The organism is Streptomyces sp. NBC_00224, assembly GCF_041435195.1.
GTDB lineage: Bacteria > Actinomycetota > Actinomycetes > Streptomycetales > Streptomycetaceae > Streptomyces.
In genome coordinates this window covers 4,978,268-4,998,021 of the sequence record NZ_CP108106.1, presented here as the reverse complement: position 1 = coordinate 4,998,021, position 19,754 = coordinate 4,978,268, and the positions used below count along the sequence as shown (strand labels likewise).

Annotated in this window: 16 protein-coding genes and 4 tRNA genes; 8 read left to right on the top strand and 12 right to left on the bottom strand. The window is 71.0% G+C overall.

Annotated features, from left to right (window positions below; all coding sequences use genetic code 11):
- Positions 1 to 61: 61 nt before the first annotated feature.
- The 6 genes from OG965_RS22330 to OG965_RS22305 all read right to left on the bottom strand — a co-directional run bounded on the left by OG965_RS22330 (position 62) and on the right by OG965_RS22305 (position 7,694).
- Positions 62 to 3,040 carry an FG-GAP-like repeat-containing protein gene (locus OG965_RS22330; RefSeq protein WP_371653846.1) on the bottom strand — a complete coding sequence of 993 codons (2,979 nt, stop codon included), beginning with the start codon at positions 3,038 to 3,040 and terminating at the stop codon, positions 62 to 64.
- A 228-nt stretch (positions 3,041 to 3,268) separates the two neighbouring features.
- Positions 3,269 to 5,509, bottom strand: a complete 2,241-nt coding sequence (locus OG965_RS22325; RefSeq protein ID WP_371653845.1) for a DEAD/DEAH box helicase — start codon at positions 5,507 to 5,509, stop codon at positions 3,269 to 3,271.
- A gap of 230 nt (positions 5,510 to 5,739) precedes the next feature.
- Positions 5,740 to 6,264 carry a hypothetical protein gene (locus OG965_RS22320; protein WP_371653844.1) on the bottom strand — a complete coding sequence of 175 codons (525 nt, stop codon included), beginning with the start codon at positions 6,262 to 6,264 and terminating at the stop codon, positions 5,740 to 5,742.
- A 217-nt stretch (positions 6,265 to 6,481) separates the two neighbouring features.
- Positions 6,482 to 6,844, bottom strand: coding sequence for a CrcB family protein (locus OG965_RS22315; RefSeq protein ID WP_371653843.1), 363 nt, complete (start codon positions 6,842 to 6,844; stop codon positions 6,482 to 6,484).
- A complete protein-coding gene (locus tag OG965_RS22310) occupies positions 6,841 to 7,347 on the bottom strand; it encodes a CrcB family protein (protein WP_371653842.1) in 507 nt (168 codons plus the stop codon). The genes OG965_RS22315 and OG965_RS22310 overlap by 4 nt, the downstream gene beginning before the upstream one ends.
- Positions 7,344 to 7,694, bottom strand: a complete 351-nt coding sequence (locus OG965_RS22305) for a metallopeptidase family protein (protein WP_371653841.1) — start codon at positions 7,692 to 7,694, stop codon at positions 7,344 to 7,346. Before OG965_RS22305 ends, OG965_RS22310 begins: the two co-directional genes overlap by 4 nt.
- Before the next feature lie 179 nt (positions 7,695 to 7,873).
- Here OG965_RS22305 and OG965_RS22300 point away from each other — a divergent pair.
- From OG965_RS22300 to OG965_RS22290, 3 genes are all read left to right on the top strand, one after another.
- Positions 7,874 to 7,946, top strand: a tRNA-Glu gene (locus OG965_RS22300).
- Between the two features lie 39 nt (positions 7,947 to 7,985).
- Positions 7,986 to 8,060: transfer RNA gene (locus tag OG965_RS22295), tRNA-Asp, on the top strand.
- A gap of 24 nt (positions 8,061 to 8,084) precedes the next feature.
- Positions 8,085 to 8,158 (top strand) — tRNA-Phe (locus tag OG965_RS22290).
- A 44-nt stretch (positions 8,159 to 8,202) separates the two neighbouring features.
- Here the strand turns inward: OG965_RS22290 and OG965_RS22285 are convergent.
- Genes OG965_RS22285 through OG965_RS22275 form a run of 3 tightly spaced genes read right to left on the bottom strand, consistent with a single transcriptional unit; the run spans position 8,203 to position 10,233 of the window.
- The gene (locus OG965_RS22285; RefSeq protein WP_371653840.1) at positions 8,203 to 9,036 is read right to left on the bottom strand and encodes a cytochrome c biogenesis CcdA family protein; all 834 of its coding nucleotides are present in this window, start codon (positions 9,034 to 9,036) and stop codon (positions 8,203 to 8,205) included.
- Positions 9,033 to 9,815: a DsbA family protein gene (locus OG965_RS22280; RefSeq protein WP_371653839.1), complete on the bottom strand. Its 783-nt coding sequence runs from the start codon at positions 9,813 to 9,815 to the stop codon at positions 9,033 to 9,035. The genes OG965_RS22285 and OG965_RS22280 overlap by 4 nt, the downstream gene beginning before the upstream one ends.
- 55 nt (positions 9,816 to 9,870) lie before the next feature.
- Complete coding sequence (locus OG965_RS22275) at positions 9,871 to 10,233, bottom strand: hypothetical protein (RefSeq protein WP_371653838.1); 363 nt, start codon at positions 10,231 to 10,233, stop codon at positions 9,871 to 9,873.
- 82 nt (positions 10,234 to 10,315) lie between these two features.
- Here OG965_RS22275 and hrpA point away from each other — a divergent pair, with 82 nt between their 5' ends.
- From hrpA to OG965_RS22260, 3 genes are all read left to right on the top strand, one after another.
- Positions 10,316 to 14,236, top strand: a complete 3,921-nt coding sequence (gene hrpA / locus OG965_RS22270) for an ATP-dependent RNA helicase HrpA (RefSeq protein WP_371653837.1) — start codon at positions 10,316 to 10,318, stop codon at positions 14,234 to 14,236.
- Between the two features lie 93 nt (positions 14,237 to 14,329).
- A tRNA-Asp gene (locus tag OG965_RS22265) sits at positions 14,330 to 14,404 on the top strand.
- A 124-nt stretch (positions 14,405 to 14,528) separates the two neighbouring features.
- Positions 14,529 to 14,789 carry a DUF6274 family protein gene (locus OG965_RS22260; protein ID WP_371653836.1) on the top strand — a complete coding sequence of 87 codons (261 nt, stop codon included), beginning with the start codon at positions 14,529 to 14,531 and terminating at the stop codon, positions 14,787 to 14,789.
- A gap of 361 nt (positions 14,790 to 15,150) precedes the next feature.
- Here the strand turns inward: OG965_RS22260 and bldC are convergent, their stop codons facing one another.
- On the bottom strand, positions 15,151 to 15,357 hold the full coding sequence (gene bldC, locus OG965_RS22255) for a developmental transcriptional regulator BldC (RefSeq protein ID WP_003949541.1): 207 nt from the start codon (positions 15,355 to 15,357) through the stop codon (positions 15,151 to 15,153).
- 542 nt (positions 15,358 to 15,899) lie between these two features.
- A complete protein-coding gene (locus OG965_RS22250) occupies positions 15,900 to 16,742 on the bottom strand; it encodes a hypothetical protein (protein ID WP_371653835.1) in 843 nt (280 codons plus the stop codon).
- A gap of 176 nt (positions 16,743 to 16,918) precedes the next feature.
- Between OG965_RS22250 and OG965_RS22245 the strand changes: the two genes are divergently transcribed.
- Complete coding sequence (locus OG965_RS22245) at positions 16,919 to 18,022, top strand: Leu/Phe/Val dehydrogenase (protein ID WP_371653834.1); 1,104 nt, start codon at positions 16,919 to 16,921, stop codon at positions 18,020 to 18,022.
- A gap of 281 nt (positions 18,023 to 18,303) precedes the next feature.
- On the top strand, positions 18,304 to 18,567 hold the full coding sequence (locus tag OG965_RS22240; protein ID WP_344371164.1) for a DUF3073 domain-containing protein: 264 nt from the start codon (positions 18,304 to 18,306) through the stop codon (positions 18,565 to 18,567).
- Positions 18,568 to 18,683: 116 nt separating this feature from the next.
- On the opposite strand, the gene purM is transcribed toward OG965_RS22240, so the two are convergent.
- Entirely contained in the window at positions 18,684 to 19,751 is a 1,068-nt protein-coding gene (gene purM, locus OG965_RS22235; RefSeq protein WP_371653833.1) for a phosphoribosylformylglycinamidine cyclo-ligase, read from the bottom strand.
- Positions 19,752 to 19,754 lie beyond the last annotated feature (3 nt).

Here is a 19,754-nt window from a genome sequence, read left to right as displayed (position 1 = left end):
CGCCAACTGTTGGCCAAAAACCGGCCCAGGGGTGAGCCCTGGGCCGCCTGCTGGAAGAGGACTAGAACAGGAACTTGTACATCTGCCAGCCCCCGCCGACCTTCACGCGGCCGCCGAAGTTCCCCTTGCCGTCGCCCGGGTACGACCACAGGACGCCGTCCGTGCCGCGCGCCAGCAGGTCCGGCTTGCCGTCACCGTTCAGGTCACCCGCGCCGACCAGCGCGTTGTAGACCTGCCAGCCGCCGCCGATCTTCACACGGGTGGCCAGGGTGCCGCTGCCCGTGCTCGGGTACAGCCACAGCACGCCCGACGCGTCGCGGGCCAGCAGGTCGGCGTTGCCGTCGCCGTTCAGGTCGCCCGCGCCCGACGCCGCCAGGTAGTTCTTGAAGCCGCTGCCGATCTTCACGCGGGCCTTGAAGTTGCCCGTGCCGTTCGCCTCGTAGAGGTAGAGGTCGCCGGTGGACGCCTCACGGGCGAGCAGGTCCGCCCGGCCGTCGCCCGTCATGTCGCCCGGGGACGTCAGCACGTCGAAGGCGTTCCAGCCAGAGCCGATCTTCGCGTACGGGGTCGACGGCGTCAGGGCCTTGCCCGCCGGCTTGTACGCGCGGAGCTCGCCGCTCGTCAGGCGGACCAGGACGTCGTTCTTGCCGTCGCCGTCCACGTCGTCGAACGGGACCGCCGCCGACACCTCGTTCGCGCCCGTCCAGCCGCTGCCCGACACCTTCGCGTCGACCTTGCCGTCGGCGCCCGCGCGGAAGTCCGCGACACCGGCGGGAGTGACGGCGAGCAGGTCGCCCAGGCCGTCGGCGCCCACGTAGTCGCGCGGGGCCGCAGCGGTGGTGCCCTTCACCTCGAACGGGGTGGTGAACGTCTGGTCCGGGCCGCCGTCGGCGGGGACAGCCGTCACGTTCCAGGCGTACTTACCGGCCGGCAGGTCCTTGCCGGAGGAGTTCTTGCCGTCCCAGTCCAGCCGCACCGGGCCGCGCGTCTCGGTGCCCGTGGCGGTGCGGACCGTGTTCCGCGTCGCCAGGTCCACCAGGTCGATCTCCCAGGAGACCAGCGGCTTCGAGGCCCACCAACGGACCGTCCGCGCAGCCGACTTGGTGTCGACCGTCGCCGGGAAGTCCTCGTCCAGCGCGCGTACGGGAGCGCTCTGGACCCCGGACGGCGCCACATGCGTGTCGCCCTGCGCGTCCACGTACGCCACCGCGCCGCCGAAGCGGTCGGCCGTCCAGCCCTGGCCGGGCTTGGCCACGGCGGGCTTGCCGACCTTGTGCGTGCCGGTCCCGCCGTGCACGTCCGTGACGCTCAGCTCGCCGTCCTTCTGCCAGGCGACATAGCCGTCACCGAGCAGGGCGCCCTGGTGGGCGGGCAGGTCGGTGTTCTTCCCCGCCGCCGTGTCGTACACCCCGGACTTGTCCCGGTCGCACTCCCAGTAGACGTCGCCGCCCTGCGCCTGGAGGGACGTCATCAGGCAGGGGACGGTGATCCGCTTGCCCAGGGCCTTCCCCGTACGCACGTCGATCGCCTGCGCGTCGCCCGGCTCGCCGCCGATCCACAGCGTGCTGCCCGAGAGGGCGAAGGCGGAGGAGCCGGTGCCCGTGTAGACGACCGCGCCGGTGTCGAGGTCGGTGACGCGCACGGAGTCGCCCTGCTTGCGCGTCGCCGCGTAGCGCCCCGACACGCGCAGCGCGTCCGCCTTCACGCCCAGCGTGCGCGCGGGCAGCTTGCCGCCCTCGTCGAGGACCTTCACCGTGCCGTCGGCGAGCCGGTACACCAGGCGCCCGTCGCCGGTGGCCTGGATGTCCGGGGTGTCGGCCCCCGGGGCGGCCGGGAAGTCCTTGGCGTCCGCGCCCCGGTCGGTGCGCTGACCGGCCGTCAGCGGGCCGGTGACCGACAGGTCGATGCCGCGCAGCCGCGTGCTCGGGCCGTCCTCGCCCGGCACCCGGTCCACCGTGTTCAGTCGGCCCTGCGCCAGGGTGAGCGCCGTGGGCACCGACGCGAGGGCGGGCGACTCGCGGACCTTGGTGACCTCCAGCGAGGAGCCCACCGCGTACACGCCCTGGTGGCCGTCGACCACCGCGCCGATCAGCATCGTCCCGTCGGCCTTGAAGCGGGCCATCGCGGTGGCCTTCTCCAGGACGACCCGCTCGGGGCCGCCCTTGAGCGGCACGGCGACCACGCGGTAGTCGAGCGAGGAGTACCGCTGCTGATCGCCGGTGGAGATCCGGCGCGCCACCAGGACGTTGTCGCCGACCGCGCCGAGCAGCTGCGAGTTCTCGTACCCGGGGATCGTCAGCTGGTCCGTGGACGCCCAGAAGTCCGAGGTCTTCCAGACCGTGGCCTTGCCGTCCTTGGTCCACTGGACCGCGCGGTCGCCGCCGACCTCGATCTTGCCGTTGTCGAACTGCTCCGCCTGGAGGTGGGTGGTGCGGGCGATGCCGTCACGGCCCAGCCAGCCGATCATGGTCATGCCGGACAGGTCCTTCTGGACGAAGATGCCGTCCTTGTTGCCCTGGTAGAGCGAGTGGACCTGGCCGGCCCCGCCGACCGGCGTCTCCTTGACCTTGCCGTCCTCCCAGGACAGCAGCCGCATGCCGAGGACGCCGTCGGTGACCACGACATCGCCGAAGGTCCCCGCGAACCGCTGGCCCTCGGGCAGCGGCAGGGTCCGGTCCGAGCCGTCCTTCATGTTCCGCTGGACGACCACGCGGTCGTCCTTGCCGGTGAGGACGAGGGTGTCCGTGCCGGTGCCCCATGCGGTGGTCATGCCCTGCGGCATGACGACCGGCGCGGTGGAGCCGTCCGCGTACGAGGTCCAGTTGAACCCGGCCTGGGTCCAGCCGGACAGATAGCCGGTCTCGCCGGCGCCGTTGATCACGGTCGCGTTGTAGTCGGGCGTGTGCTCGGCGGGAACGGTGAGCTCCGCCGGTGCGTCCGCCGCGAAGGCCGGCGCCGTGGCCAGCGGGGCGACGGCGGCCGCGATGCCGAGCGCGGTGACTGCGGCGATCGCGTTCCGTACGAGTGTGTGACGTCTCAAGTTGATACTCCCGAAGCCGTTCAGGCGTGGGAGGGCGCACGGCGCGCGATGTACCGCGCTGCAGCGATGCGCAGAAAAGCCCCCCGGCTCTTCGAAACCCCCCATACGAGCTCGACCTTAACAGCAGCCACTGACACGGTGACTTGGGATTACGCGGGGAAACGGAAGGGCCCGTACCGCACCCGGTGGGTGCCGTACGGGCCCTTCACTCGCTACTGGGACTCAGCGTCAGTCGTTGCGCTTCCAGCGCGGCTTGTCGTCACGGCGCCCGAAGGAGCCGGTGTTCGTGCCGGTGCCGGTGCCACCACGGTGGTCGTCGCGACGGCCGTACGGGCGGTCGCCGCTGCCGCCGGAGCGGAAGCCGCCCGAGGGGCGGTCGTTGCGGTCACGGTTGAACGGGCGGTCGCCGCCACCGGAGCGGAAGCCACCGGAGGGGCGGTCGTTGCGGTCACGGTTGAAGCCGCCACCACGGTTGTCGTCACGACGCTCGAAACCACGGTCATTGCGGTCACGGTTGAAGCCACCGGACGGACGGTCGCCGCTGCCGCCGGAGCGGAAGCCACCGGAGGGGCGGTCGTTGCGGTCACGGTTGAAGCCGCCACCACGGTTGTCGTCACGACGCTCGAAACCACGGTCGTTACGGTCGCGGTTGAAGCCGCCCGACGGGCGGTCGCCGCCACCGGAGCGGAAGCCACCGCCACGGTTGTCGTCACGACGGTCGTCGCGGCGGAAGCCGCCACCACGGTTGTCGTCACGACGCTCGAAACCACGGTCGTTGCGGTCGCGGTTGAAGCCACCGGACGGGCGGTCGTCGCGGCGGAAGCCACCACGGTCACCGCGGTCGTCACGACGCTCGCGGCGGTCGAAGTTGCCCCGGTCGTCACGGCGGTCGCGGTCGTACGCCGGGCGCTCCTGCGCGGCCGGCTCGGCGGCCACGACGGCGGCCGCGACCTCGGCCTCGGCGGCCTCGGCCACCTCGGCGACAGCTGCCGCAACGCCCTCGGCGTCTTCGCCGCGCTCACGGGCGGAACGGGCGACCAGGCGGTCGGCCTCCTCGCGGAGCTCGCCGGCGCGGCGCGTCAGACGCTCCAGCTGCTTGGTGAGCTCGGCGACCTCGCGCTCGGCCTGCTTGGCGGCGTTGTTCGCGGAGTCGGCCTGGACCTCGGTCAGCGAACGGGCACCGGTGATCTCGGCGACCTCGGGGTCGAAGGCGCCGGCGCTCTGGATGATGTGGCGCGAGGCGTCGACGCCCGCGTCCTCCATCAGCCGGAAGATCTGACGGCGCTGGTGCGGCAGGGACAGCGACACGACGACGCCGGACTTGCCGGCCCGGGCGGTACGGCCCGAACGGTGCAGGTAGTCCTTGTGGTCGCCGGCCGGGTCCACGTTGAGGACCAGGTCGATGCCGTCGACGTGGATGCCGCGCGCGGCGACGTCGGTGGCGACGAGCGCGTTGACGTAGCCCTTCTTGAAGTCCTCAAGGACTCGGGTACGCGCGCCCTGGGTCATGCCGCCGTGCAGCGCGTCGGCCTTCACGCCCGACTCGCACAGCTGCTCGGCGATGCGGTCCGCGCCCAGCTGGGTGCGGACGAAGATGATCGTGCGGCCCTTGCGGGCGGCGATCGCGGCCGTGACCGGCGCCTTGTCCTTCGGCTTCACGACGAGGACGTGGTGGGTCATGGTCGAGACGTTGCCCTGCGCGCTGTCGACCTCGTGCGTGACCGGGTTGGTCAGGTAGCGCTTGACCAGCGTGCTGATCTCGTTCTCCATGGTGGCGGAGAAGAGCATGCGCTGGCCGCCGCCGGGGATCTGGTCGAGCAGCTCGGTGACCTCGGGCAGGAAGCCCAGGTCGGACATCTGGTCGGCCTCGTCGAGGACGGCGACCTGGACGTTCGCGAGCGAGCAGGCGCCGCGGTTGATGAGGTCGCGCAGTCGGCCCGGGGTGGCGACGAGGACGTCGACGCCGCGCTCCAGGGCGTAGATCTGGTTGCTCATCGAGGTACCGCCGCAGACGACCTTCATCTTCAGGCCGAGCACGTCGCCGTACGGCTGGAGGGCGTCCGCGACCTGCATCGCGAGCTCACGCGTCGGCGTGAGGATGATCGCGCGGGGCTTCTTCTTCTCGGTGTGGCCGCCGGCGAGCTGCGCCAGGGTCGGCAGACCGAAGGAGAGGGTCTTGCCGGAGCCGGTGCGGCCGCGGCCGAGGATGTCCTTGCCGGCCAGGGCGTCCGGGATGGTCGCGGCCTGGATCGGGAAGGGGGTGGTCACGCCGTTCTGGGCGAGCTTGCGCACGACGCCCTCGGGCAGACCGAGGTCCGCGAAGGTGACGGTCGGCTCGGCGGCCTCGTCGGCCTCGGTGATCTCGGCCGCTACGGCGTCGATGGTCTCGACGGCCTCGTCGACGACGACGATCTCGGTGATCTCGTCGTTCTCGGGCATGACGGCGTGGTCAGAACTGGAAATGGACATGCGAAATGCGAAACCTTCCGGAGTCTCGGCACGCGCCCAAACTCCGTGAATCGCAATTCGACCGCCTCAATGCGGTCAGCCACGGCTAGGGAGAGTACGCGCCACACGGCGCTCTTCTGTGTCGGCGCCGGGCAATGGGATCAAACGATCTACTACCATACGCACTCCCCCCGCAGGAGCGCAAACCACTCCCCCTGCGATCCACGTCACACAGGGCTGGCCGACCCCCTCTAGACCGGCCCCACCTGCGGAGATGCCGCCGGCTCGGTCCGGGTGGCGGGGCCCTGGCCGAGGTCGCGCAGGGCCGTGGTGCGGGTGTCGGCGGCCGGGGAGGCGGACGGCGAGTCGCTCGGCTTCGGGCTCGCCGGCGGGTCCGGCGGCGGCTGGCTCGTCGGGGGCGCGGGCGGGGTCGGCGAGGCGGGCGGCTGGGAGGGCTGCTGCGGGGGCGCGGAGGGGCCGCCCACGGTGCCGCCGCCGGGGGGCACCGGGTTCTGCGGCCGGGGGCGCCCACCGGGCGAGGCCGGGCCCGCACCGCTCGCCGACCCGCTCGGGCTCGGGGCCGCCGAGGCCCCCGGGGACGCCTTCCCGCCGTGCTTGCCGGGCCGGCCCTTGCCGGCCCCGGCGGAGACCGCGGCGACCCCGTCCGACTCGGCCGCCGCCCCCTCGCGCCCGGCGGAGACCGACGGCTTGGGGGCCTTCCCGTCGTCGCTCACACTCATGCAGCCCGCCGACGCCGCGACGACCAGCGCGGTCACGGCCAAACGAACGGGGGCGGACAACTGGCGCACGGGTGGCCTCCGGGGCGCGGGGCGGGGCAGGGTCTCCTTGCCCAACTCCCATTTCCCCGCCGGGGACACGCCCGGGGACCCGCCCGTACGAACGGGATTCCGACGGGTGGTCCGGTGACGGCGAATCCGGTCCCGCCCGATCAGGTCGGGGCGGGACCCGGTCGCGTTACGCCAGAGTGCCGCGTCACGCCAGGGTGCCGCCCGTCAGCCCCGCCCCCAGGAACACCGCGCCGAGCCCGACGAGCACCGAGGCCGCCACGTTCGCCGCCGCGAGGAACTTCCAGCCGCGCTCGGCCAGTCGGAGCGTCTCGTACGAGAACGTCGAGTACGTGGTGAGCGCGCCGCACAGACCGGTGCCGAGCAGCGCGTACGTGTCCGTGGCGGCGGCGGCGCCGGTGAGCGCGCCGAGCAGCAGGCTCCCGGCCGCGTTGACGACGAACGTTCCCCAGGGGAACACCGAGTCGTGGCGGGCCTGCACCGCACGGTCCGTCAGATAGCGCAGTGGCGCGCCGACCGCCGCGCCCACGATCACGAGCAGCCAGGTCACGGCGTCGGCACCTCGTACCCCGCCCCGGCCCGCGCGGCCAGCGCCCGCCGGGTCACCGTCGCCGCCGCCCACACCGCGCCGAGCGCCCCGAGGAGCGTCCCGGCCGCGTAGGCCATCGCCGGCCCCGCCTGCTGGCGGGCGAGCAGGCGCGAGACCTCCACGGCGTACGTCGAGAAGGTGGTGAAGCCGCCGAGCACGCCGACGCCGAGGAACGGTCGCACCAGGTGGTGCGCACGCCGCCCGCCCTCGCTGATCAGCGGCATCAGGACGCCGATGAGGGCGCAGCCCAGGACGTTGACCAGCAGCGTCGACCACGGGAAGCCGCCGGCCCGCACCGGCCAGGCCAGCGCGAGCCCGTACCGGGCGCTCGCGCCCAGCGCCCCGCCCGCCGAGATCACCGCGAGCACCGGCCACTTCGCGCCCCCGGCCGTCTCGGCGCGCTGGGCCGGAACGTGGAGGTCGACGTCGGAGTCGATCGCCTCCGGCCGCTCGCGCCCGCTCACCCGTAGCCCAGCGCGTGCAGCCGCTCGTCGTCGATGCCGAAGTGGTGGGCGATCTCGTGGACGACGGTCACCTCGGTCTCGGCGACCACGTCCTCGCGCGACTCGCACATCCGCAGGGCCGGGCCCCGGTAGATGGTGATCCGGTCGGGGAGCACGCCCGCGTACCACTCGCCGCGGTCGGTGAGCGGAGTCCCCTCGTAGAGCCCGAGCAGCTCGGGGTCGTCGGGGGCGGGCTCGTCCTCGACGAACACGGCGACGTTGTCCATCAGCCGCGTCAGCTCCGGCGGGATGCGGTCCAGCGCCTCGGCGACCAGTTCCTCGAACTCCTCGCGCGTCATCTCCAGCACGCGGCCATTGTCACGCATGGGGCGCGGACCCGCCCCGGCCCGCCCCGCGCGCGAGCCCCCCAACCGGCCGCCGACGGGCCCCCGACCGGCCCCCGGGAAACCGTTTTGGCGATAGCTCCCCCCATCCCATATGCTTCTCACGTCCCCGACGCGCTGCAAAGCGCCCAGGTGGGCCCTTAGCCCTCATCGTCTAGTGGCCCAGGACGCCGCCCTTTCAAGGCGGTAGCACGGGTTCGAATCCCGTTGGGGGCACGCTTTAACGTGTGCGAGACTTGTGCTCGCACATAGCTTGGTCCTGTGGAGCAGCTTGGAGTGCTCGCCACCCTGTCAAGGTGGAGGCCGCGGGTTCAAATCCCGTCAGGACCGCTGAAGTTCCGCGAGGAACTTCGTGGCTGGGTAGCTCAGTTGGTACGAGCGATCGCCTGAAAAGCGATAGGTCGCCGGTTCGACCCCGGCCCCAGCCACAGCCGAAGGGCCCCGTCCACTGGACGGGGCCCTTCCTCGTTCCTCACTCCGGCTCGCGCTCCCGGCCGCGCCATCCGCGTACGCCGAGGACAAGGCCGGCCACCGCCACCACGGCCACAAGCAGCGCCCAGTCCGGGACGGTGTCGCCGAACGAGCGGGCCCACTGCTCGGCCGCGTACGAGTCGTCGACGTCGAGCAGCCCGGGCAGGGCCGTGGCCCCGTCGTACGCCAGGAACAGGCCGCCCAGGACGATGAAGAACAGGCCCGAGAGCAGCGAGGTGGTGTGCAGCTCGAAGCGGCCGAGGCGCACTACCCGGCCGCGCAGCCAGCGGCGGCGGCCGAGCCCGAAGCGCTCCCAGAGCAGCGCCAGCAGGAACAGCGGGGCCGCCATCCCCAGCGCGTACACCGCGAGCAGCAGACCGCCGTAGGCCGGGCTGCCGCTGACCGCCGCCACCGTCAGGACGCTGCCCAGGATGGGCCCGGCGCAGAAGCCCGCCAGCCCGTAGACCGCGCCGAGCGCGTAGACCGAGGCGGCCGTGGTCGGGCGGATGCGGCCCGACAGCTCGGTCATACGGCGGCTGGCGAAGCCCATGCCGAGGATCTGGGCGGCGCCGAGCGCGATGATCAGCCAGCCGCCGAAGAGGACCAGCTGGTCGCGGTGGCCGTAGAAGAGGCGGCCCGCGTACGAGCCCGCCGCGCCGAGCGGGACCAGGGTGGTGGCCAGGCCCGCGTAGAAGATGCCGGTGCGGGCCAGGAGGCGGGAGGTGGAGTCGATCGAGTACGCGAAGAAGGCCGGGAGCAGCAGGGCGCTGCACGGGCTGAGCAGCGCGAGCAGACCGCCCAGGAACGCGGCCAGATAGCCGATGTCCGGGGTCACTTTCCGGTCCCCTTCGGCCCTGCGGCCTGCGCGGCCTTGTACTTCGCCGCCTCGTCGACGGCCTGCGCGAAGGTGTCCAGCGGCTGGGCGCCGGCCAGCGGGCGGCCGTTGATCACGAACGACGGCGTCGAGCTCGCGCCCAGCGCGTACGCCTCGTCCTGGTCCTTCTTCACCGCCGCCTTCGCCGCGTCGCCGTCCGCGTCCCGGACGAAGCGGTCCAGGTCGGCCACGCCCGCCTGCCCGGCCAGCGCCCGCAGCCGGTCCTTGCCGAAGCCCTTCTCCTTGGAGCCCTGGGCGTACGCCGCCGTGTGGAACTGCCAGAAGCGGCCCTGCTGCCCGGCCGCCCAGGCCGCGCGCGCCGCGGCCTCCGACTCGGCGCCGAAGATCGGCATGTTGCGCCATTCGATGCGCAGGGTGCCGGCGTCGACGTACTTCTTCACCAGCGCGGGTTCGGTGTCGCGGGCGAACTTGCCGCAGTACGAGCACTTGAAGTCGGCGTACTCGATCATCACGACGGGCGCGTCCGCGCGGCCCTGGGCGAGCGGGTCCTTGCCGTCGCGGCGGGCCAGCTTCTCCAGCTCGGGGAAGGTGCCGGCGGGCGGCTCGACGGCGTCGGAGGAGGCGGCGGAGTCGCTCTTCTTCGGGCCGGAGGACGTCGCCTGGTAGGAGGCGATCCCGAGGACGGCGGCGGCCACGACCACGGCCGCACCGATCAGGAACGGCTTCTTGGACTTCGACGGCTCGGACTTGGGCGCAGGGGTGCCCTTGGACTTGGACATACGGGTCTCCGTGTATGTGGAGGGGAAAGGGACGGCCGGTCGTGGGACCGGCCGTCTAGACCCTCAGTACGGAGAGTTCGACGGGTGTGGGGGCGGCGAGGGTGGGGCCGCGCACCGGCGGGGTGCGGTGCTCGGCGGCCTGCGCGGCGAGCGTGGCCGGGGCGATCCGCTCCCCCACGGCCGGGGCCTGGTCGTACGCGGTACGGGCCCGCACCGGCGCGGCCGGATCGCCGCTCCTGTCCTGCTTGCCGCCCTGCTTGCAGCCGGGCGAGCTGTCGGAGAGAACGGAGACGGCCGCCTGTGTGTGCGGGCCGGCCGCCGTCGCCGGGGACGGACCGCACAGCAGCACCGTCACCACCCCGAGCACCATCAGCAGCGCGGCCGCGAGGCGGCGGTGCGGGGCGTGGGTGCGGGGCATGCCCGAAATGGTACGGGCGCGGCGGGCCGCTGCCGAAATGCGTTCGCCACTGCCGCGCGGCGGGTGAGATCCTGAACCAGGTATGTCTACTTCCTTTGCCGATCTCCAGACCCTGCTGGCCGAGATCTCGCTGCGTGACGCCCATCGGCTCGGCCGCCGTCTGGAAGGCGCCCGCCGCATCAAGAAGCCCGACGCCCGGCAGGCCGTGCTCGACGAGATCGCCGCCGAGGCCGCGAAGTCCGCCGAGCGCGTCGCCCGGCGGGCCTCCCGCGTGCCCGAGGTCACGTACCCGGAACAGCTCCCGGTCAGCCAGAAGAAGGACACGATCCTGGAGGCGATACGGGACCACCAGGTCGTGATCGTCGCGGGTGAGACCGGCTCCGGCAAGACCACCCAGATCCCCAAGATCTGTATGGAGCTGGGCCGGGGCGTGCGCGGCATGATCGGGCACACCCAGCCCCGCCGGATCGCGGCCCGTACGGTCGCGGACCGGATCGCCGACGAGCTGAAGACCCCGCTCGGCGAGGCGGTCGGCTGGAAGGTCCGGTTCACCGACCAGGTCGACCAGGACGCGACCTTCGTCAAGCTGATGACGGACGGCATCCTGCTCGCGGAGATCCAGACGGACCGCGAGCTGCGCGCGTACGACACGATCATCATCGACGAGGCCCACGAGCGGTCCCTCAACATCGACTTCCTGCTGGGCTATCTGGCCCAGCTGCTGCCCAGGCGCCCTGACCTGAAGGTCGTCATCACCTCGGCGACCATCGACCCCCAGCGCTTCTCGCGCCACTTCGGGGAAGCGCCGATCGTCGAGGTCAGCGGCCGTACGTATCCGGTCGAGGTGCGCTACCGCCCGCTCCTGGAGGAGGACTCCGAGGACGCCGACCGCGACCAGATCACCGCGATCTGCGACGCCGTCGACGAGCTCCAGTCCGAGGGTCCCGGCGACATCCTGGTCTTCCTCTCCGGGGAGCGCGAGATCCGCGACACGGCGGACGCGCTCAACAAGAAGAACCTCCGGTCCACGGAAGTGCTCCCGCTGTACGCGCGCCTGAGCCACGCCGAGCAGCACCGCGTCTTCCAGCAGCACTCCGGCCGCCGGATCGTCCTCGCGACCAACGTCGCCGAGACCTCCCTGACGGTCCCGGGCATCAAGTACGTGATCGACCCGGGCACCGCCCGTATCTCCCGCTACAGCCATCGCACCAAGGTGCAGCGGCTGCCCATCGAGGCGGTCTCGCAGGCCAGCGCCAACCAGCGCAAGGGCCGCTGCGGCCGTACCAGCGACGGCGTCTGCATCCGGCTCTACTCCGAGGACGACTTCCTCTCCCGCCCGGAGTTCACCGACGCGGAGATCCTCCGTACCAACCTGGCCTCCGTCATCCTCCAGATGACCGCCGCCGGGCTCGGCGAGATCGAGAAGTTCCCCTTCATCGACCCGCCGGACCACCGCAACATCCGCGACGGCGTCCAGCTCCTCCAGGAGCTGCACGCGCTGGACCCGGCGGAGAAGGACCCCCGCAAGCGGCTGACCCCGATGGGCCGCAAGCTCGCCCAGCTGCCGGTCGACCCGCGCCTCGCCCGGATGGTCCTGGAGGCCGACAAGAACGGCTGTGTCCGCGAGGTCATGGTCATCGCGGCCGCGCTCTCCATCCAGGACCCGCGCGAGCGGCCGTCCGACAAGCAGACGCAGGCCGACCAGCAGCACGCCCGCTTCAAGGACGAGACCAGCGACTTCCTCGCCTTCCTCAACCTGTGGCGGTACGTGCGCGAGCAGCAGAAGGAGCGCGGCTCCTCCAGCTTCCGCCGGATGTGCAAGCAGGAGTATCTGAACTTCCTGCGCATCCGGGAGTGGCAGGACATCTACTCCCAGCTGCGGACGGTCGCCAAGACCATGGGCATCCACCTCAACGAGGAGGACGCGCCGGAGCAGTCCGTCCACACCTCGCTCCTCGCCGGTCTCCTCTCCCACATCGGGCTCAAGGACACCGACAAGAACGAGTACCTGGGCGCCCGCAGCGCCAAGTTCGCGATCTTCCCGGGGTCCGCGCTCTTCAAGAAGCAGCCCAAGGTCCTCATGTCGGCCGAGCTCGTGGAGACCTCCCGCCTGTGGGCGCGGGTCAACGCGAAGGTCGAGCCCGAGTGGATCGAGCCGCTCGCCCAGCACCTGGTCAAACGCACCTACAGCGAGCCGCACTGGGAGAAGGACCAGGCCGCGGTGATGGCGTACGAGAGGGTCACGCTCTACGGCGTGCCGATCGTCGCCAACCGCAAGGTGAACTACGGCCGCATCGACGCGGAGGCCTCACGCGAGCTGTTCATCCGCAACGCGCTGGTCGAGGGCGACTGGCGCACCCACCACAAGTTCTTCGCCGACAACCGCAAGCTCCTGACCGAGGTCGAGGAGCTGGAGCACCGGGCGCGGCGCCGCGACATCCTGGTCGACGACGAGACGCTCTTCGACTTCTACGACCAGCGGGTGCCCGAACACGTCGTCTCCGGCGCCCACTTCGACTCCTGGTGGAAGCACAAGCGGCACGACGAGCCGGAGTTCCTGGACTTCGAGCGGGAGATGCTCATCCGGGAGTCGGCGCTCGCCGTCACCAAGGACGACTATCCGGACAACTGGCGCCAGGACCGGCTGAAGTTCAAGGTCACCTACCAGTTCGAGCCGGGCGCGGACGCGGACGGCGTCACCGTCCACATCCCGCTCCAGGTCCTCAACCAGGTCACGGACGAGGGCTTCGACTGGCAGATCCCCGGCCTGCGCGGGGAGGTCGTGACGGAGCTCATCCGCTCCCTCCCCAAGCCGATCCGCCGCCACTACGTGCCCGCGCCGAACTTCGCGACGAAGTTCCTGGAGCGTGCGGTGCCGTTGCAGGAGCCGCTGCCGGTGACGCTGGCGCGCGAGCTCCAGCGGATGGTCGGGGTCCCGGTCACGGCCGACGACTTCGACCTGACGCGCGTCCCGGACCATCTGAAGATCACGTACCGCATCGTCGACGAGCGGCGCCGCAAGCTGGCCGAGGACAAGGACCTGGAGGCGCTCAAGCTCCAGCTGCGCCCCAAGGCCCGCCAGGCGCTCTCCCAGGCCGCCGCGGCGGCCGCCCCGTCGGGCGGGGTGTCCATCGAGCGCACGGGCCTCACCGACTGGACGATCGGCACCCTGACGAAGGTCTTCGAGACCAAGCGCGCGGGCCAGCCGGTGAAGGCGTACCCGGCGCTGGTCGACTCCGGCGAGACCGTGTCCGTACGGCTCTTCGACACCGAGGCCGAGCAGCAGCAGGCGATGTGGCGCGGCACCCGGAAGCTGATCCTCCTGAACATCCCGGTGAACCCGGCGAAGTTCGCCTCGGACAAGCTGACCAACCAGCACAAGCTCGCCCTGTCCCGCAATCCGCACGGCTCCATCCAGGCGCTCTTCGACGACTGCGCGATGGCCGCCGCCGACAAGCTGATCGCGGACCACGGGGGCCCGGCGTGGGACGAGGAGTCGTTCCGCAAGCTGTACGACAAGGTGCGCGCCGACCTCGTCGACGCGACCGTACGGACCGTCGGCCAGGTCCAGCAGATCCTGGCCGCCTGGCAGGCGTGCGAGCGCCGGCTGAAGGCCACGAACAGCCTGGTCCTGATCAACAACCTCCAGGACGTACGGGATCAGCTGGCGGCCCTGATGCCGGCCGGGTTCGTGACCGCGACGGGGCTGCGCCGACTGCCGGACCTGATGCGCTATCTGGTGGCGGTGGACCGGCGCCTGCAGCAGATGCCGACGTCCGTGCAGCGCGACACCACGCGCATGGAGAAGGTCCACGAGATGCAGGACGAGTACGCGTGGCTCCTTGAGCAGATGCCGCAGGGGCGGCCGGTGCCGCGGGAGGTCCTGGACATCCGCTGGATGATCGAGGAGCTGCGGGTGAGCTACTTCGCGCACGCGCTGGGCACCGCGTTCCCCGTCTCGGACAAGCGGATCGTGAAGGCGATCGACGCGGCGGCGCCGTGACGAGCCCCTCTCCCTGAGTGAGTTCGACCTGACCAGCTGACCTGCTGTACAGTTTCTCTCGCAGCCAAGGAGCAAGCACTGGCTGCGAAACCTGGTCCTGTGGAGCAGCTTGGAGTGCTCGCCACCCTGTCAAGGTGGAGGCCGCGGGTTCAAATCCCGTCAGGACCGCAGTAACAAGTGGGCCCGGATCCGTATGGATCCGGGCCCACTTGGCTTTTCCGGCCGTCTTGACGGGGTCATCTGCCACCGGTACCCAAGGAGGAGGCAGCGGGTCCCACCCGGGAGGTGGCGCATGACGGCGTCGTCCGTGAGGCACGAGACTCGGGCGCTGCTGCGCGCCCATCTGTCGGCCGCGAGCGGCTACCGGCACGTCACCCGGCACTGCCCCGTCTGTTCGCGCCTCCTGCGGCTCGCCATGGAGCTCTCCGAGCCCGAGCCCCTCCTCGTACTCCCCGACGCACTCCCCGCGCCTCTGCCCGCGCCTCTCCCCGAGCCGCTGCGCGAGGCGCTGCCCGAGCCACTGCCCGGGGACGAAAGTCCCGCCGAGCGGTGACCAATGGCGGGTTGGCGGCGCCCCCGACGGTGGCAGGCTCTCTTCAGAGGGCGGTCGCGGCGGTGTGACGGGAGTCACCGAACAAGTTTTGGGAACCGGGGAACTTACGCCGCACCTACAACCTCCCAATTTAATATGTGCAATTGCACCCACCCCCGCAGGGGTCTGCGGCAAGCTCCGCGAAGCACCCCCAGACGGCCCGGACCGTCCCGGATCGGGGCATAAAAAAGACCGCGCTGGACCCGGCGGAGTCCAGCGCGGCCGATGACGGTGAGCCCGTTGGGGCAGGCCTGTCGTCAGTGGAGCTATGGGGTGGGCGACCGGGGTGGGGGCCCCGGAATGCCCGTTATTGGGGTGTTGTTCAGGCCTCGCTACGCTGCTGCGGAATACCCGCAAGCAGCGCACGGACCTCTGCTTCGCGGTACCGGCGGTGTCCACCCAGCGTGCGGATGGACGTGAGCTTGCCCGCCTTCGCCCAGCGGGTGACCGTCTTCGGGTCCACGCGGAACATCGTGGCAACCTCAGCCGGGGTCAGCAGCGGCTCGGCATCAGGGGTGCGAGCGGTCATGAGCGGCCTCCTCGGGAGAACCGAACCTTCTCGGTTCTTTCCTCTAAATTCTGCACCTTGACCCGCGTTGCCCGAAATGGCGGACGCGAGCCGAGTCGGTTATAGGACGAACGGCTTGTCCTCGGCACTACAACTACACCATCTGTCCAGCCACGTCGGCCAAACCGATGGAATTGCCCTCCCAGGTGTTCATCAGCGACGGAAGCCGATGGACCATGCCATAGCGGACAGTCACGCCACAGTGACGATCAGTCACAGAGCGATCAGGAGTCATCAGACCCCCCATAGCAGGCAATACCAAGCAATCCGCCCTTAGTTGGACGGAAGGAGCCCTCACCGGACTCCTTGTCCTATTTTGGCACGAGGGTGGGGGATCGACGCAAGGGCCCAGAAAGTGCGGTCCGTCACGCTTGGGGCAAAGGCCCGGATCAGGACCTACGTCCCGAGCACACGGCCGGAAAGGTCACTCAGCCGTACGAAGATGCTCACCCGAACGGGTCAGCGCGCGGCCCGTGCCGACGCCCCCTCAGTCCGACGGTCCCTCAGTTCGCGAGCCGGCGCTCCCTGACGGCCCGCCAGCGCTCCGTGAAGCGCTCGTACGCCCTGGCCGCCCCCGCGCCGTCTCCGGCGCGCAGTGCGGCGATCCCCTCGGCCACGTCGGCCGCCGAGCGGTCCTCCTCCAGGCGCGCCTGCGGCAGGGCGTGCACCAGACCCCCGTAGTCCAGCTCGACCAGCGAGCGCGGATGGAACTCCTCCAGCCAGCGCCCCACGTCGACGAGCTCCTCGGTCAGAGGTCCTTCGTCGATGTGGTCGCGCAGCGTCCTGAGCGCCCGCGCGAGGCGGCGCCGGGCCTGGACCATCGGGGTGCGGTAGCGCAGCACGGGTGCCGCGCCGCTCTCCGCCCGGACATACTCCCTCTCCTCGTCCGAAAAGACCGTGAACCAGCTCACAGGGATGTGCCAGACCGCTGTCAGGATCCATGGCCGGGCGTCCGGGTTCCTCTCCCGCCACCGCTCGTAGTCCGACGCGGCCTGCCGGCGCACCACCGGCGGCAGCAGCGCGTCGAGCACCGGCTCCGGGAACTGGCCGGGCAGCCCCTCCAGGGCCTGCCAGCCGCGCAGCCGGGTCCGCCACGGGCAGACGCACACCACCCCGTCGACCTCGGCCACGAACGCGTCCGCGCTCTCGTGGACCGGCACCGCCACCGGCGGGGTCGGCACCAGATCCGCCAGCGCGCGCCGGAGTTCGTCCTGGGCACCTGGGGTGCGCCCGCGCTCCGCGTAACGGGTCCAGTGGGCGCGCTCCGGTTCGGGGAAGGCCGCCAGCGGCTCGTACACCCGCAGATAGGACGCGTACGGGACGATCACCGAGGACACCACCGCCATGCGTCGAATCGTCCCACGCGCGGGCGGGGACGGAGGGTGATCCTCGGCACTGCGCCTGATCTACGGACGCGTAGGACTTACTCTGCTCCCAGCGCGGCCCCGGGCGGGCCGCGACACGGCCCGCCCCACCCACAAGCGGGCCGTTAAACGCCGCTTCGTACTTGGGAGTCACCACCGTGACCGATGTGACCGGCGACGCTGTCAGCTCAGCAGACGTTCTGCACACCCTGTTCCGTTCGGACCAGGGCGGCCATGAACAAGTCGTGCTGTGCCAGGACCGCGCCTCGGGCCTCAAAGCCGTCATCGCCATCCACTCCACCGCCCTGGGCCCGGCCCTCGGCGGAACGCGCTTCTACCCCTACGCGAGCGAGGCCGAGGCCGTCGCCGACGCGCTCAACCTCTCCCGCGGCATGTCGTACAAGAACGCCATGGCCGGGCTCGACCACGGCGGCGGCAAGGCCGTGATCATCGGCGACCCCGAGACGGTCAAGACGGACGAACTGCTGCTCGCCTACGGGCGGATGGTGGCCTCGCTCGGCGGCCGTTACGTGACGGCGTGCGACGTCGGCACGTATGTGGCGGACATGGACGTCGTGGCGCGCGAGTGCCGGTGGACGACCGGCCGCTCCCCCGAGAACGGCGGCGCGGGCGACTCCTCTGTGCTCACCGCCTTCGGCGTCTTCCAGGGCATGCGGGCCAGCGCCCAGCACCTGTGGGGCGACCCCACGCTGCGCGGCCGCAAGGTCGGCGTCGCGGGCGTCGGCAAGGTGGGCCACTACCTGGTGGAGCACCTGGTGGCGGACGGCGCCGAGGTCGTGATCACCGATGTGCGTGAGGAATCGGTACGCCGGATCCTCGACAAGCACCCGGGCAGCGTCACCGCGGTCGCCGACACGGACGCGCTGATCCGCGTGGAGGGCCTGGACATCTACGCCCCCTGCGCGCTCGGCGGCGCCCTGAACGACGAGACCGTCCCGGTCCTCACCGCGAGGATCGTGTGCGGCGCGGCCAACAACCAGCTGGCGCACCCGGGCGTCGAGAAGGACCTCGCGGACCGCGCGATCCTCTACGCGCCCGACTACGTGGTCAACGCCGGTGGCGTGATCCAGGTCGCCGACGAGCTGCACGGCTTCGACTTCGACCGCTGCAAGGCGAAGGCCGCGAAGATCTTCGACACCACGTTGGCCATATTCGCACGTGCGAAGGAAGACGGCATTCCGCCGGCCGCCGCGGCCGACCGGATCGCCGAGCAGCGCATGGCGGAGGCGCGCAAGCGCTGACGCCCCCCGGCAGCCGATCCGCCGACCGGCGAGAGAAGACTCACGCCGGTCGGCGGGTCGGACGCCAAGAAGGGGTTAAAATCGCGGTTGACCAGCGAGGAAAGGGCACCTTGCGGGTTCTGCGAAGTGGCACGTCATGCGGGCGGCGTACCGTATGGCCGCGGAAGCAGGTACCGTTGAAGCCCTACGGACACGGTCTCTCCACGGAGAGCCCGTTCCGACTCATGAACGGGTGTCAAGACTCTGGGGCCGTTGAGCCCCGTCACCGAGGGGGTCGAGCCATGGGGCGCGGCCGGGCAAAGGCCAAGCAGACCAAGGTCGCCCGCCAGCTGAAGTACAGCAGCGGCGGGACTGACCTGTCACGTCTGGCCAACGAGCTGGGCGCATCTACTCCGAACCCGACAGTGAGCCAACCGCCTAACGCGGAGCCACTGGAGGACGACGAGGATGACGACCCGTACGCCCGCTATGCGGATCTGTACGGGAACGACGACGAGGACGAGGACGAAGAGTCCGGCCCGTCGTCGCAGCGCCGCGGCGCTTGACTACGCTGATCCCGCTTTCGCAGCAACTTTTGTTTCTGCTGCTCTGAAGCACACCGACCCGGTCCGGGGCCTTCGCCCCAGACCGGGTTTCGTGCTGCCTGTAGCGGCTTAGCGGCCTACTTCGAGTAGTCCCCGGTGAGCTCGGCGCCGGTGGCGTGCTCGCCGCGCTCGGTGATGCGACCCGCCACCCAGGAGTCCACACCCCGGTCCGCGAGGGTCGTCAGGGCCACGTCCACCGATGCCTCGGGGACGATCGCGATCATGCCGACGCCCATGTTCAGCGTCTTCTCCAGCTCCAGCCGCTCGACCTTGCCGACCGTGCCCACCAGGTCGAAGACCGCGCCCGGCGCCCAGGTCGAGCGGTCGACCGTGGCGTGCAGGTGGTCGGGGATGACCCGGGCCAGGTTGTTGGCAAGACCGCCGCCGGTGACATGGCTGAAAGCGTGCACCTCGGTGGTACGCGTCAGGGCCAGGCAGTCCAGCGAGTAGATCTTGGTCGGCTCCAGGAGCTCCTCGCCCAGGGTCCGCCCGAACTCCTCGACCTGCTGCTCCAGCGACATCTTCGCCCGGTCGAAGAGCACGTGCCGGACGAGTGAGTACCCGTTCGAGTGAAGTCCGGACGACGCCATGGCGATGACGACGTCACCCGTACGGATGCGATCCGCGCCGAGCAGCCGGTCGTACTCCACCACGCCCGTACCGGCGCCGGCGACGTCGAAGTCGTCCGGGCCGAGCAGGCCCGGGTGCTCGGCGGTCTCGCCGCCGACCAGCGCGCAGCCCGCGAGGACACAGCCCTCGGCGATGCCCTTCACGATCGCGGCGACCCGCTCGGGGTGCACCTTGCCGACGCAGATGTAGTCGGTCATGAACAGCGGCTCGGCACCGCACACGACGAGGTCGTCGACGACCATGCCGACGAGGTCGTGGCCGATCGTGTCGTACACGCCGAGGCGGCGGGCGAGGTCGACCTTCGTGCCGACGCCGTCGGTCGCGGAGGCGAGCAGCGGGCGCTCGTAGCGCTTGAGGGCGGAGGCGTCGAAGAGACCGGCGAAACCGCCGAGGCCACCGAGCACCTCGGGGCGCTTCGTCTTCTTCACCCACTCCTTCATCAGCTCGACGGCGCGATCGCCCGCCTCGATGTCGACGCCCGCGGCTGCGTAGCTGGCACCAGTGGTCTCAGACATGAC